The following is a 13,853-nucleotide window of genomic DNA, read 5'->3' on the forward strand; positions in this document are numbered from 1 at the left end:
GGCCATCCAAAACAGGGGAGAGCCGGTACACCGGCGCACGGGTCATCGGGAGTGACTTTCAAGGTTGTCGACCGCGAAAGTGTTCTGGGGGGTAAACAAGCGGCCACCGCGGCTGCTTGCCAGCATCGACTGAGTGATCCGGCGTCGGCTCCACGTATCGAGCGAGGTGACGTCATGAGTATCTTTAGCCACTTCCAACAACGCTTCGAGTCCACACGCCAGGAAGAACTTTCGCTGCAGGAGTACCTGGAGCTGTGCAAAAAGGATCGCAGCGCTTACGTTTCCGCCGCCGAGCGTCTATTGATGGCTATTGGCGAACCCGAGCTGCTCGACACGTCGACCAACTCGCGGCTTTCGCGGATCTTCTCCAACAAGGTGATACGTCGCTATCCGGCCTTTGAAGACTTCCACGGGATGGAAGAATGCATCGACCAGATCGTCTCGTATTTCCGCCATGCCGCTCAGGGCCTGGAAGAAAAGAAACAGATTCTCTACCTGCTCGGCCCCGTCGGTGGCGGTAAATCGTCCCTGGCCGAGAAGCTGAAACAGCTGATGGAAAAAGTGCCTTTCTACGCGATCAAGGGCTCGCCGGTATTCGAATCGCCTCTGGGTCTGTTCAACGCCACCGAAGATGGCGCGATCCTCGAGGAAGACTTCGGCATCCCACGGCGCTACCTGAACACCATCATGTCGCCGTGGGCGACCAAACGCTTGGCCGAGTTCGGCGGCGACATCAGTCAGTTCCGTGTGGTCAAGCTGTACCCGTCGATCCTCAACCAGATCGCCGTGGCCAAGACCGAACCGGGCGACGAAAACAACCAGGACATCTCGGCGCTGGTGGGCAAGGTCGACATCCGCAAACTGGAGGAATATCCTCAGAACGACGCCGACGCCTACAGCTACTCCGGTGCGCTGTGCCGGGCCAACCAGGGCCTGATGGAATTCGTCGAAATGTTCAAGGCACCGATCAAGGTGCTGCATCCATTGCTGACCGCCACCCAGGAAGGCAACTACAACAGTACCGAAGGTCTGGGGGCGATTCCGTTCACCGGGATCCTGCTCGCGCACTCCAACGAATCGGAATGGCACACCTTCCGCAACAACAAGAACAACGAAGCGTTCATCGACCGGATCTACATCGTCAAAGTGCCGTACTGCCTGCGGGTCAGTGACGAGGTGAAGATCTACGACAAATTGCTGTTCAACAGTTCGCTGGCCAAGGCCCATTGCGCACCCGACACCCTGAAGATGCTGGCGCAGTTCACCGTGCTGTCGCGCCTCAAGGAGCCGGAGAACTCCAACATCTATTCGAAGATGCGGGTCTACGACGGGGAAAACCTCAAGGACACCGATCCAAAGGCCAAGTCGATCCAGGAATACCGCGACTCGGCCGGCGTCGACGAAGGCATGAACGGTCTGTCGACCCGCTTCGCCTTCAAGATCCTGTCCAAGGTGTTCAACTTCGATCCACACGAAATCGCCGCCAACCCGGTGCACCTGCTGTACGTGCTGGAGCAGCAGATCGAGCAGGAACAGTTCCAGGCCGAGACCCGCGAGCGCTACCTGCGCTACCTCAAGGAGTACCTGGCGCCGCGTTATATCGAATTCATCGGCAAGGAGATCCAGACCGCTTATCTCGAGTCTTACAGCGAGTACGGGCAGAACATCTTCGACCGCTACGTGCTGTATGCGGACTTCTGGATTCAGGATCAGGAATACCGCGATCCGGAAACCGGCGAGATTCTCAACCGCGTCGCTTTGAACGAAGAGCTGGAGAAAATCGAGAAACCGGCCGGCATCAGCAATCCGAAGGACTTCCGCAACGAAATCGTCAACTTCGTGTTGCGTGCCCGGGCCAACAACAACGGCAAGAACCCGACCTGGCTCAGCTACGAGAAACTGCGGGTGGTCATCGAGAAGAAAATGTTCTCGAACACCGAAGACCTGCTGCCAGTCATCAGCTTCAACGCCAAGGCCAGCAAAGAGGATCAACAGAAACACAACGACTTCGTTACTCGAATGGTCGAACGCGGCTACACCGACAAACAGGTAAGACTTCTGTCCGAATGGTACCTACGGGTCCGGAAATCGCAGTAAAACAGCTACAAGCTTCTAGCTACGAGCTGCAAGAAAAGGCATGTGAACGCTGTGCTTCTACTTGCGGCTCGCAGCTCACAACTTGAAGCTGCCCGGAGGGCCACGTATGAGCTATGTGATCGACCGACGTCTCAATGGCAAGAACAAGAGCACGGTGAACCGCCAGCGCTTCCTGCGGCGTTACCGTGACCACATCAAGAAGGCTGTCGAAGAGGCGGTCAGCCGCCGCTCCATTACCGACATGGAGCACGGCGAACAGATCAGCATTCCCGGTCGCGATATCGACGAACCGGTGCTTCACCATGGCCGCGGCGGCAAGCAGACCGTGGTTCATCCCGGCAACAAGGAATTCACCGCCGGCGAGCACATCGCCAGGCCGCCCGGTGGTGGCGGCGGACGCGGGCCAGGCAAGGCCGGCAATTCCGGCGAAGGCATGGACGAATTCGTCTTTCAGATCACTCAGGAAGAATTCCTCGAGTTCATGTTCGAAGACCTCGAACTGCCGAACCTGGTCAAACGCAACCTGAGCGGCACCGACACCTTCAAGACCGTGCGCGCGGGGATCAGCAACGAGGGCAACCCGTCGCGGATCAACATCATCCGCACCCTGCGCTCGGCCCACGCCCGGCGCATCGCACTGTCCGGCAGCAGCCGCGCCAAACTGCGCGAAGCCAAAGAGGAACTGGCGCGATTAAAGCGCGAAGAGCCGGACAACTTCGGCGATATCCAGGAACTTGAAGCAGAAATCGAAAAACTCAGCGCGCGCATCCACCGCGTGCCGTTCCTCGATACGTTCGACCTCAAATACAACCTGTTGATCAAGCAACCCAACCCCAGCTCGAAAGCGGTGATGTTCTGCCTGATGGACGTATCCGGCTCGATGACCCAGGCGACCAAGGACATCGCCAAGCGCTTTTTCATCCTGTTGTATCTGTTCCTCAAACGGAACTACGACAAGATTGACGTCGTGTTCATCCGCCACCACACCAGCGCCCGGGAAGTGGACGAGGAAGAGTTTTTCTATTCACGGGAAACCGGCGGCACCATCGTCTCCAGTGCCCTGAAGCTGATGCAGGAGATCATGGCCGAGCGCTACCCGAGCAACGAGTGGAACATCTACGCCGCACAGGCTTCCGACGGTGACAACTGGAACGATGACTCGCCGATCTGCCGCGACATCCTGATCAATCAGATCATGCCGTTTGTGCAGTACTACACTTATGTGGAGATCACCCCGCGCGAACACCAGGCCCTCTGGTACGAATACGAACGCATCGCCGAAGCCTTTTCCGACACGTTTGCCCAGCAGCAACTGGTCTCGGCCGGGGATATCTATCCGGTCTTCCGTGAACTCTTCCAGCGCAGGTTAGTGACATGACCGCCAAAGAGCAGAAACGCCAACCCATTTCCACCGGCTCCGAATGGACGTTCGAGCTGATCCAGGCCTACGACCGCGAGATCGCCCGCATCGCGGCCGGCTATGCCCTGGACACCTATCCCAACCAGATCGAAGTGATCACCGCCGAGCAGATGATGGATGCCTATGCCTCGGTCGGCATGCCACTGGGCTATCACCACTGGTCCTACGGCAAGCACTTCCTCAGCACCGAGAAGTCCTACAGCCGCGGCCAGATGGGGCTGGCCTACGAGATCGTGATCAACTCCGACCCGTGCATCGCCTACCTGATGGAAGAAAACACCATCTGCATGCAGGCGCTGGTGGTGGCGCACGCGTGCTATGGCCACAACAGTTTCTTCAAGGGCAACTACCTGTTCCGCACCTGGACCGATGCCAGTTCGATCATCGATTACCTGGTATTTGCCAAGCAGTACATCATGCAGTGCGAGGAACGCCACGGTATCGATGCGGTGGAGGACCTGCTCGACTCCTGCCATGCGCTGATGAACTACGGTGTCGACCGCTACAAGCGCCCGTACCCGATTTCCGCCGAGGAAGAACGACGGCGGCAGAAGGATCGTGAAGAACACATGCAAAAGCAGATCAACGATCTGTGGCGCACCATCCCCAAAGGCGCGGACAAGTACAGCGACAAGGACAACGCCCGGTTTCCGGCCGAGCCGCAGGAAAATATCCTTTATTTCATCGAGAAGCACGCGCCGTTGCTGGAGCCGTGGCAACGGGAGATCGTGCGGATCGTGCGCAAGATCGCCCAGTATTTTTATCCACAGCGTCAGACTCAGGTGATGAACGAAGGCTGGGCCACGTTCTGGCATTACACGCTGATGAACGATCTGTATGACGAAGGCCTGGTGACCGACGGATTCATGATGGAATTCCTCACCTCGCACACCAGCGTGGTGTTCCAGCCGGGTTTCGACAGCCCTTATTACAGCGGGATCAACCCTTACGCACTGGGCTTTGCGATGTATCGCGACATCCGCCGCATGTGTGAAGAACCTACCGAGGAGGATCGCCGCTGGTTTCCGGACATCGCTGGCTCGGACTGGCTGTCGACGATCAAGTTCGCGATGAGCAGCTTCAAGGACGAAAGCTTTATCCTGCAGTACCTGTCACCCAAGGTGATCCGCGACCTGAAGCTGTTCAGCATCCTCGATGATGATCAGAAAGACGATTTGCTGGTCCCGGCGATTCATGACGAAACCGGTTACCGGATCATCCGTGAAACTCTCGCCGCACAGTACAACCTCGGGAATCGTGAACCGAACGTGCAGATCTACAGCATCGATCGGCGCGGCGACCGCTCGCTGACCCTGCGTCATCAGCAACACGACCGCAAACCCTTGGGCGATTCCACCGACGAGGTACTGAAACATCTGCACCGCTTGTGGGGCTTCGACATTCATCTGGAGACCCTGCAGGGTGACCAGATCATGAAAACCCACCACGTACCGCCACGCAGTGAACACAGTGAGGGCGATTACGGCAGGCTTGATCTGGCCGTCATTCATCTTTGATCTGGTTCTGACCTCCGAAAGTCCGGCACAAGGGTTATCCTGTCGGGCCAACGGAGGTTTTTTATGCAGATTTACAAGGTCGGCGGCGCGGTACGTGATCGCTTGCTCGGGCTACCGGTTACCGATGTCGATTGGGTGGTGGTCGGGGCCACCACCGAAGAGATGCTCGCCCGGGGCTATCGCCCGGTCGGCGCGGATTTTCCAGTCTTCCTTCACCCGAAAACCGGTGAGGAATACGCCCTCGCCCGCACCGAACGCAAAAGCGGTCGTGGCTATGGCGGCTTCACTTTTCACGCCAGCCCCGACGTCACCCTTGAAGAAGACCTTGTTCGCCGCGATCTGACGATCAACGCGATAGCCGAGGATGATCAGCACAATCTGACCGATCCCTATCATGGCCAACGCGACCTTGAAGAACGTATTCTGCGCCACGTATCCCCGGCGTTTGCAGAAGATCCGCTCCGTGTACTACGAGTTGCCCGATTTGCAGCGCGCTATGCCGGACTGGGGTTCACTGTGGCAGCAGAAACGCTGGAACTGATGCGCCAGCTCAGCGAATCCGGCGAACTGGAGGCGCTCACTGCCGAGCGCAGCTGGAAAGAAATCTCCCGCGCGCTGATGGAAGATCAACCGCAGGTGTTCATTCAGGTGCTTCGCGACTGTGGCGCGCTGAACGTACTGATGCCGGAAGTGGAAGCGCTTTTTGGTGTGCCGCAACCGGAGGCGCATCACCCGGAAATCGATACCGGGCTGCACACCCTCAGCGTGCTGGAGCAATCGGCACTGCACAAACAACCGCTGACGGTACGCTGGGCCTGCCTGCTGCACGACCTCGGCAAAGGCCTGACCCCGGAAGAAGAGTGGCCGCGGCACATCGCCCATGAACACACCGGGTTGAAGTTGATCAAGGCGGTCAACGAACGCTTCAAGGCACCGAAGGATTGTCAGGAGCTGGCTTTGCTGGTGGGCCAGTATCACACCCATGGCCATCGCGCTCTGGAGCTGAAGGCGTCGACCTTGCTGGAGCTGCTGCAGAGTTTTGATGTGTATCGCCGACCGCAGCGCTTCGAGGAATTCATCGTCGCGTGCGAGATGGATGCGCGCGGACGCAAGGGGCTGGAACAGCGCAGTTATCCACAGGCCGATTATCTGCGTGGAGCAGCCAATGTGGCGCGCGGGGTGGCGGTGCAGCCGCTGCTGGAGAAGGGTTTTAAAGGGCCGGAGCTTGGGGAAGCGCTCAAGCGTGAGCGGCTCAAGGCGTTGAAGGCGTATAGGGAAGCCCGCTGAAGCAAGATCAAAAGATCGCAGCCTGCGGCAGCTCCTACACAGGGATTCGGATTTCCCTGAGCTGCCGCAGGCTGCGATCTTTTGCTTTAAAGGTTCGAAGGCGTGAGCTGTTCGCCACGCCATTCAAATCCAACCGGCGCCAACACTTGATCAATCTGCGCCTCGGCCCACAACGTCGCGAAGCTTTTTCCCACGCCCGGATGCACCCGCTCCGGCGCAATCAGCGACAGCGGCCACAGCACAAAGGCGTTTTTCAGAATTTCGGCGCGCGGAAGAATCAAGCCGTCGAAATTACCGGTCAGATCGCCGTACAACAAAACGTCGATATCCAGCGGTAGCCCCTTGCGATCCGGTGCATAGCGGCCATTGTCGGCTTCGATGAATTTCAAGCGCCGATCCAGCTCCATCAAGGGCAGATCGGTAAACGCCGAGACCACGAAATTGAAGAACGGCCCGCTTTTGATCCCTACCGGCTGACTCTCGAACACCGCCGAACAGCGGATATCCACCAGAAAAGTCGCCAAAGCGTCGAGTCCGGCACGCAAATGGGTTTCGCGCTCGATATTGCTACCGAGCCCGAGATACACCTGAGTCAGCGACATCCGCGCTCGATCTCCACGCCCACGCCACCCTTGGCCGCCGGCACAGCGCCAGGCTTGGTCAGTTTCAGGCGGATCCAGGTGATCTTGAATTCGGTCATCAGCACTTCGACCAGACGCTCGGCAAAGGTTTCTACCAATTGATACCGGGATTGCTCGGCAAAGGCCTGGATGCGCGTCGAAACGCTGGCGTAATCGAGCGCCAGGGTCAGGTCATCACCAGCCGCAGCCGGGCGATTGTCCCAGGCGAAGCTCAGATCAAGACGCAGGCACTGTCGGATGTCGCGCTCCCAGTCGTAGGCACCGATTACGGTGTCGACTTCCAGGCCCTCGATAAACACTCTGTCCAAGCACTTTTCTCCGCTGCACGACAAGGGCGCAATGCGCCGTTAGAATCAGGGCGTCCTCGCCCGGAATAGTTAGCATGTTTTGGTTACTGGCGACCCTCGCCTACCTGCTCGGCTCTCTGTCCTTCGCCATTTTGCTCAGCCGCCTGACCGGAAACCCGGATCCGCGAATGAGTGGCTCGGGTAATGCCGGCGCCACCAACATGCTGCGCCTGGCCGGTCGCAAGCTGGCGATCCTGACCCTGCTGGGTGATCTGTGCAAAGGCCTTGTACCGGTGCTGGTCGCAGCGGCCATGGGGCTTTCGCTGCAGGATCAGGCCTGGATCGGCGTGTGCGCCGTGATCGGTCACCTGTTCCCGCTGTATTTCCGTTTTCGCGGCGGCAAAGGCGTCGCCACGGCGGCCGGCATGCTGCTGGGCCTGTATCCACCCGCCGCGCTGCTGGCAGTGTGCGCTTGGCTGCTGACGTTCTACCTGACCCGCACCAGCTCGCTGGCGGCGCTGATCGCCACGCCCCTGACCTTGCCATTGCTGGCTTGGCAAGAGCCGGAAGCGCTGCTGCCGATGAGCGCCCTGACACTGCTGATCGTCTGGCGCCACCGCGGCAATTTACGCGACCTGTTTGCCGGGCGCGAACGGCATTTTTAAATACCGTCCGTGAACGCCGCTCATCACAGCGCCGACAACTGCTCCATCGGCCAGCGTGCCTGCACGCTGATCGCCAGACTTTCCTGCTGACCGGCCTGCAAACGCTGGCAACCGGCAAACGCGATCATCGCGCCATTGTCGGTGCAGAACTCGGGACGGGCGTAGAACACATCGCCCTGCATGTCGCCGAGCATTTTCTCAAGGGAGATGCGCAAGGCCTTGTTGGCGCTGACGCCGCCAGCGATCACCAGGCGTTTCATGCCCGCCTGTTTAAGGGCGCGTTTGCACTTGATGGTCAAAGTCTCCACCACGGCCTGCTGGAACGCCAGCGCGATGTCGCAACGGGCTTGCTCGCTGTCGTCCCCGGCGCTGACGCATTGCTGCCAGGTATTGAGGGCGAAGGTTTTCAAGCCGCTGAAGCTGAAATCCAGGCCCGGGCGATCGCACATCGGACGCGGGAAGGTGAAACGTCCTGCGACGCCCTTCTCGGCCAGCTTGGCGATTTCCGGCCCGCCCGGATAATTGAGGCCCATCATTTTCGCGGTTTTGTCGAACGCTTCACCCGCGGCATCGTCGAGGGTCTCGCCGAGCAGGCTGTATTGGCCAATGCCATCGACCTGAACCAGCTGCGTATGCCCCCCGGAAACCAACAAAGCGACGAACGGAAATTCCGGCGGTTTTGGCTCCAGCATCGGTGCCAGCAAGTGGCCTTCCATGTGGTGCACACCGAGCGCCGGAATGCCCCAGGCAAACGCCAGCGCCTGGGCGCACGAAGCTCCCACCAGCAGCGCCCCGACCAGGCCCGGGCCCGCGGTGTAGGCGATCGCGTCGATCTCGGTCGGCACGCAGTCAGCCTCGGCCAACACCTGACGAATCAAGGGCAGCATGCGTTTGACGTGGTCACGCGAGGCCAGCTCCGGCACCACACCGCCATAGACGCGGTGCAGGTCGATCTGGCTGAACAGCGCGTCGGCCAGCAGGCCGCGTTCGCTGTCGTATAATGCGACGCCGGTTTCGTCGCAGGAGGTTTCTAATCCCAGTACTAGCATGGGTTTGCGCCTTGTTTAGGCTGAATTCGAAGGCGCGCATAATAGTCGCCACGCGATGCCCCGACTAGCGGTTTTCGATCAGAGGCTTTGCATTCCGAGCGATGAGGGGTTAACATCCGCAACCCTTAAAAACCGACGTCTTCAAGTGCTCTTTTGCCGCGAGGATGTTGACCCCGGTAATGAATGAAGGTAGCTCTGGATGCCAGCCGTCAAAGTTAAAGAGAACGAACCCTTCGACGTAGCTCTGCGTCGTTTCAAGCGCTCCTGCGAAAAAGCCGGTGTACTGGCTGAAGTTCGTAGCCGCGAATTTTACGAGAAGCCAACTTCTGAGCGTAAGCGCAAAGCAGCAGCCGCTGTTAAGCGTCACGCCAAGAAAGTTCAGCGCGAACAGCGCCGCGCCGTTCGTCTGTACTAATACACAGACGATCGTAGCAAGCTTCTTGCCTAAGCCCGGCCCTCAGCCGGGCTAATGGCATTTGCGTAAAACGCTTGATGCTTCACCGTCGAAGCCGCACACGCGACCGAGACAAATCCGCTTCACGCGTCAGACCTGGCTCTTTTGCCAGCGGTGCACGTCTTTTCTGACGAGCCTTTCAAGGCTACTGACGAGCACACCCACTGATTCCTCTCACGACGATCAGCCCAAGGCACCTGCATGCGTGCCCGCTTTATTGAGCTATCCGAGGCCATTTATCGGCCGTCAGCGGATTCAGCGCAACACTTTCAAATAGTCGAAGACTGATTGGTACTAACGTCAGTGGATTTTCGGCAGATACACTTCCCGACAGCGATCACGCAAACGACACCGGTCGAGCCGCCCATTTTGTGCGCTTCACTCAAGACCTGCGTCCGGCCGCCCTTCGCATCGGACTCATTACAGCACAGACGAGAACGCCATGGCCGGGCTGATTCCCCAGAGCTTTATTGACGACCTCCTGAACCGCACCGACATCGTCGATGTGGTCAGCTCGCGCGTGCAACTGAAAAAGGCCGGCAAGAATTACACTGCCTGCTGCCCGTTCCATAAAGAGAAAACCCCGTCGTTCAGCGTCAGTCCCGACAAGCAGTTCTATTACTGCTTCGGCTGCGGCGCCGGTGGCAACGCCCTGGGCTTTCTCATGGATCACGACAACCTGGATTTCCCCCAGGCCGTCGAGGATCTGGCCAAAGCCGCCGGCATGGAAATCCCGCGTGAAGAAAGCGGCCGCCCGCACAAACCGCGGCAGCCGACCGATTCGCCGCTGTATCCGCTGCTCACCGCCGCCGCCGATTTTTACCGGCAGGCGCTCAAGAGCCATCCGGCGCGCAAGGCTGCGGTGGATTACCTCAAGGGCCGCGGGCTGACCGGTGAGATCGCCCGGGACTTCGGTCTCGGTTTCGCGCCACCGGGCTGGGACAATCTGTTCAAACACCTGAGCAGCGACACTTTGCAGCAGAAGGCCATGATCGACGCCGGCCTGCTGATCGAGAACGCCGAAACCGGCAAACGCTATGACCGCTTCCGCGATCGCGTGATGTTCCCGATTCGCGACACCCGCGGCCGGATCATCGCTTTCGGTGGCCGGGTACTGGGTGACGACAAGCCGAAATACCTGAACTCGCCGGAAACCCCGGTCTTTCATAAAGGCCAGGAACTCTACGGCCTCTATGAAGCACGCAAGAACAACCGCAACCTCGACGAAATCATCGTCGTCGAGGGTTATATGGACGTCATCGCCCTCGCCCAGCAAGGCTTGCGCAATGCCGTCGCGACCCTGGGCACAGCGACCAGCGAAGAACACCTCAAACGCCTGTTTCGCGTGGTGCCGAACGTATTGTTCTGCTTCGACGGTGACCAGGCCGGCCGCAACGCTGCATGGCGCGCGCTGGAAGCGACACTGCCGTGCCTGCAGGACGGGCGCCGTGCACGCTTCCTGTTCCTGCCCGAAGGCGAAGACCCGGACACCCTGGTTCGCGCCGAAGGCACTGACGCCTTCAAGGCCCGAATCAACCAACATGCGCAGCCGCTGGCGGACTATTTTTTCCAGCAACTGACCGAAGAAGCCGATCCGCGCTCGCTCGAAGGCAAGGCTCACATGGCTACCCTCGCCGCGCCGCTGATCGACAAAGTGCCGGGCGCGAACCTGCGCATTCTGATGCGTCAGCGCCTGACCGAAATCACCGGCCTGAGCAGCGAAACCGTCAGCCAGCTGGCGCAAAGCGCGCCGCAGGAAGCGCCGCCCGCGTACGATCCGGGCATCGATTACGACGCAATGCCGGACTACAGCGACTACCATCAGCCGCAGGCACAGGACATGTATGTGCCGCAGCAGGAGTGGACGCCGAAGAAACCCGGCGCCGGCGGCAAAAAATGGGACAAGAAACCCTGGGACAAGAATGGCAAGCGTGGCGGCGATCGCGATCAACAACGCCCGCGCACGCCGATTGGCGTCGAGTCACCGACCCTGACCGCGCTACGAACATTGCTGCATCACCCGCAACTGGCCGAGCGCGTCGAGGACGCCGGGCACATTGCGGATGAAAATCAGACCAACGCACAGTTGCTTGTGGCACTGCTCGAAGCCGTACAGAAGAATCCCAAGCTAAACTCATTTCAGTTGATCGCGCGATGGCACGGCACTGAACAGGGTCGCCTGCTCAAGGCACTGGCGGAAAAGGAGTGGCTGATTGACGGAGAAAACCTTGAACAACAGTTTTTCGACACCATTACTAGCTTGTCAGCCCGCCAACGCGAGCGAAATCTGGAACAGTTGCTCAGGAAAGCGCGTCAAAGCGAACTGAGCGCCGAAGAGAAAAATCAACTGCGCGACCTTTTAAGTCGCAATGTTTCCGCATCAAACCCGACCTCAACTGGCGCGTGAGGTCATAGCTCAGGTATAATCCTCGGCTTGTTTTTTGCCCGCCAAGACCTTCAGTGGATAGGGTGTTATGTCCGGAAAAGCGCAACAGCAGTCTCGTATTATTGAGTTGATCAAACTGGGTCGTGAGCAGAAGTATCTGACTTACGCCGAGGTCAACGACCACCTGCCCGAGGATATTTCAGATCCAGAGCAGGTGGAAGACATCATCCGCATGATTAACGACATGGGGATCCCCGTACACGAGAGTGCTCCGGATGCGGACGCCCTTATGTTGGCCGACGCCGATACCGACGAGGCCGCTGCGGAAGAAGCAGCCGCCGCGTTGGCAGCGGTGGAGACCGATATCGGTCGCACCACTGACCCAGTGCGCATGTACATGCGTGAAATGGGTACGGTCGAGCTTCTGACTCGTGAAGGCGAAATCGAAATCGCCAAACGTATCGAAGAAGGCATCCGTGAAGTGATGAGCGCTATCGCGCACTTCCCTGGCACGGTTGACCACATTCTCTCCGAGTACACTCGCGTCACCACCGAAGGTGGTCGCCTGTCCGACGTTCTGAGCGGTTACATCGACCCGGACGACGGCATTGCGCCGCCGGCCGCCGAAGTGCCACCGCCGATCGACGCGAAAGCCGCCAAGGCTGACGACGATACCGATGACGATGACGCCGAAGCTTCGGATGACGAAGAAGAAGCCGAAAGCGGTCCGGATCCGGTCATCGCTGCCCAGCGTTTCGGCGCTGTGTCCGATCAGATGGAAATCACCCGCAAGGCCCTGAAAAAGCACGGTCGTCACAACAAGGCAGCGATTGCCGAGTTGCTGGCCCTGGCCGAGCTGTTCATGCCGATCAAACTGGTGCCGAAGCAATTCGAAGCCCTGGTCGAGCGTGTTCGCAGTGCCCTGGATCGTCTGCGTCAGCAAGAGCGCGCGATCATGCAACTGTGTGTACGTGATGCACGTATGCCACGCGCCGATTTCCTGCGTCAGTTCCCGGGCAACGAAGTCGACGAAAGCTGGTCCGACGCCCTGGCCAAAGGCAAGAGCAAATACGCCGAAGCCATTGGTCGCGTACAGCCGGACATCATCCGTTGCCAGCAGAAGCTGATTGCGCTGGAAACCGAGACCGGCCTGACCATCGCTGAAATCAAGGACATCAACCGTCGCATGTCGATCGGTGAGGCCAAGGCCCGCCGCGCGAAGAAAGAGATGGTTGAAGCCAACCTGCGTCTGGTGATCTCGATCGCCAAGAAGTACACCAACCGCGGCCTGCAATTCCTCGATCTGATCCAGGAAGGCAACATCGGTCTGATGAAAGCGGTGGACAAGTTCGAATACCGTCGTGGTTACAAGTTCTCGACTTATGCCACCTGGTGGATCCGTCAGGCGATCACTCGCTCGATCGCCGACCAGGCCCGCACCATCCGTATTCCGGTGCACATGATCGAGACGATCAACAAGCTCAACCGCATTTCCCGCCAGATGCTGCAGGAAATGGGTCGCGAACCGACCCCGGAAGAGCTGGGCGAACGCATGGAAATGCCTGAGGACAAGATCCGCAAGGTATTGAAGATCGCTAAAGAGCCGATCTCCATGGAAACCCCGATCGGTGATGACGAAGACTCCCATCTGGGCGACTTCATCGAAGACTCCACCATGCAGTCGCCAATCGATGTTGCAACCGTTGAGAGCCTGAAAGAAGCGACTCGCGAAGTGTTGTCCGGCCTCACTGCCCGTGAAGCCAAGGTACTGCGCATGCGTTTCGGTATCGACATGAACACCGACCACACACTCGAAGAAGTGGGCAAACAGTTTGACGTAACGCGTGAGCGGATCCGTCAGATCGAAGCCAAGGCGCTGCGCAAGCTGCGCCACCCGACGCGAAGCGAGCATCTGCGCTCCTTCCTCGACGAGTGATACCAGAACCCCCGGCCCAGGCCGGGGGTTTTGTTTATGTGGCAGATTAAATTCCTCGCGCAGCCCCTCCCCTGCATACCCCGTCTACACTCGAAGCAATGAATCCCGTGCCCT

Annotated in this window: 11 protein-coding genes; 8 read left to right on the top strand and 3 right to left on the bottom strand. The window is 59.0% G+C overall.

Going from position 1 to position 13,853, the window contains the following annotated elements; all coding sequences use genetic code 11:
• The first annotated feature begins 174 nt into the window (after positions 1-174).
• The 4 genes from PMI25_RS03375 to PMI25_RS03390 all read left to right on the top strand — a co-directional run bounded on the left by PMI25_RS03375 (position 175) and on the right by PMI25_RS03390 (position 6,321).
• Positions 175-2,097 (top strand): PrkA family serine protein kinase, encoded by a 1,923-nt coding sequence (locus tag PMI25_RS03375; protein ID WP_003228848.1) that lies wholly within the window; start codon positions 175-177, stop codon positions 2,095-2,097.
• A 106-nt stretch (positions 2,098-2,203) separates the two neighbouring features.
• Positions 2,204-3,475: a YeaH/YhbH family protein gene (locus PMI25_RS03380; protein WP_003228849.1), complete on the top strand. Its 1,272-nt coding sequence runs from the start codon at positions 2,204-2,206 to the stop codon at positions 3,473-3,475.
• A complete protein-coding gene (locus tag PMI25_RS03385) occupies positions 3,472-5,034 on the top strand; it encodes a SpoVR family protein (protein ID WP_007966482.1) in 1,563 nt (520 codons plus the stop codon). Before PMI25_RS03380 ends, PMI25_RS03385 begins: the two co-directional genes overlap by 4 nt.
• Positions 5,035-5,097: 63 nt before the next feature.
• Positions 5,098-6,321 carry a multifunctional CCA addition/repair protein gene (locus PMI25_RS03390; protein ID WP_007966485.1) on the top strand — a complete coding sequence of 408 codons (1,224 nt, stop codon included), beginning with the start codon at positions 5,098-5,100 and terminating at the stop codon, positions 6,319-6,321.
• Positions 6,322-6,407: 86 nt separating this feature from the next.
• Here the strand turns inward: PMI25_RS03390 and folK are convergent, their stop codons facing one another.
• A complete protein-coding gene (gene folK, locus PMI25_RS03395; RefSeq protein ID WP_007966487.1) occupies positions 6,408-6,923 on the bottom strand; it encodes a 2-amino-4-hydroxy-6-hydroxymethyldihydropteridine diphosphokinase in 516 nt (171 codons plus the stop codon).
• A complete protein-coding gene (folB, locus tag PMI25_RS03400) occupies positions 6,914-7,270 on the bottom strand; it encodes a dihydroneopterin aldolase (protein ID WP_007966489.1) in 357 nt (118 codons plus the stop codon). The genes folK and folB overlap by 10 nt, the downstream gene beginning before the upstream one ends.
• 74 nt (positions 7,271-7,344) lie before the next feature.
• Between folB and plsY the strand changes: the two genes are divergently transcribed.
• Positions 7,345-7,914, top strand: coding sequence for a glycerol-3-phosphate 1-O-acyltransferase PlsY (gene plsY, locus PMI25_RS03405; protein WP_007966491.1), 570 nt, complete (start codon positions 7,345-7,347; stop codon positions 7,912-7,914).
• Between the two features lie 23 nt (positions 7,915-7,937).
• On the opposite strand, the gene tsaD is transcribed toward plsY, so the two are convergent.
• Positions 7,938-8,963 (bottom strand): tRNA (adenosine(37)-N6)-threonylcarbamoyltransferase complex transferase subunit TsaD, encoded by a 1,026-nt coding sequence (gene tsaD / locus PMI25_RS03410; RefSeq protein ID WP_007966493.1) that lies wholly within the window; start codon positions 8,961-8,963, stop codon positions 7,938-7,940.
• A gap of 199 nt (positions 8,964-9,162) precedes the next feature.
• On the opposite strand from tsaD, the gene rpsU reads away from it, so the two are divergent.
• From rpsU to rpoD, 3 genes are all read left to right on the top strand, one after another.
• A complete protein-coding gene (gene rpsU, locus PMI25_RS03415; RefSeq protein ID WP_002551877.1) occupies positions 9,163-9,378 on the top strand; it encodes a 30S ribosomal protein S21 in 216 nt (71 codons plus the stop codon).
• 481 nt (positions 9,379-9,859) lie between these two features.
• Positions 9,860-11,824, top strand: coding sequence for a DNA primase (gene dnaG / locus PMI25_RS03420; RefSeq protein ID WP_007966496.1), 1,965 nt, complete (start codon positions 9,860-9,862; stop codon positions 11,822-11,824).
• Positions 11,825-11,891: 67 nt separating this feature from the next.
• Complete coding sequence (rpoD, locus tag PMI25_RS03425; RefSeq protein WP_007966497.1) at positions 11,892-13,739, top strand: RNA polymerase sigma factor RpoD; 1,848 nt, start codon at positions 11,892-11,894, stop codon at positions 13,737-13,739.
• The last annotated feature ends 114 nt before the right edge of the window (positions 13,740-13,853 follow it).

The organism is Pseudomonas sp. GM30 (assembly GCF_000282275.2).
GTDB lineage: Bacteria > Pseudomonadota > Gammaproteobacteria > Pseudomonadales > Pseudomonadaceae > Aquipseudomonas.

Coding starts and splice junctions, on each gene's coding strand:
- PMI25_RS03375 (WP_003228848.1), top strand. CDS start 175: ATGAGTATCTTTAGCCACTTCCAACAACGCTTCGAGTCCACACGCCAG.
- PMI25_RS03380 (WP_003228849.1), top strand. CDS start 2,204: ATGAGCTATGTGATCGACCGACGTCTCAATGGCAAGAACAAGAGCACG.
- PMI25_RS03385 (WP_007966482.1), top strand. CDS start 3,472: ATGACCGCCAAAGAGCAGAAACGCCAACCCATTTCCACCGGCTCCGAA.
- PMI25_RS03390 (WP_007966485.1), top strand. CDS start 5,098: ATGCAGATTTACAAGGTCGGCGGCGCGGTACGTGATCGCTTGCTCGGG.
- folK (WP_007966487.1), bottom strand. CDS start 6,923: ATGTCGCTGACTCAGGTGTATCTCGGGCTCGGTAGCAATATCGAGCGC.
- plsY (WP_007966491.1), top strand. CDS start 7,345: ATGTTTTGGTTACTGGCGACCCTCGCCTACCTGCTCGGCTCTCTGTCC.
- tsaD (WP_007966493.1), bottom strand. CDS start 8,963: ATGCTAGTACTGGGATTAGAAACCTCCTGCGACGAAACCGGCGTCGCA.
- rpsU (WP_002551877.1), top strand. CDS start 9,163: ATGCCAGCCGTCAAAGTTAAAGAGAACGAACCCTTCGACGTAGCTCTG.
- dnaG (WP_007966496.1), top strand. CDS start 9,860: ATGGCCGGGCTGATTCCCCAGAGCTTTATTGACGACCTCCTGAACCGC.
- rpoD (WP_007966497.1), top strand. CDS start 11,892: ATGTCCGGAAAAGCGCAACAGCAGTCTCGTATTATTGAGTTGATCAAA.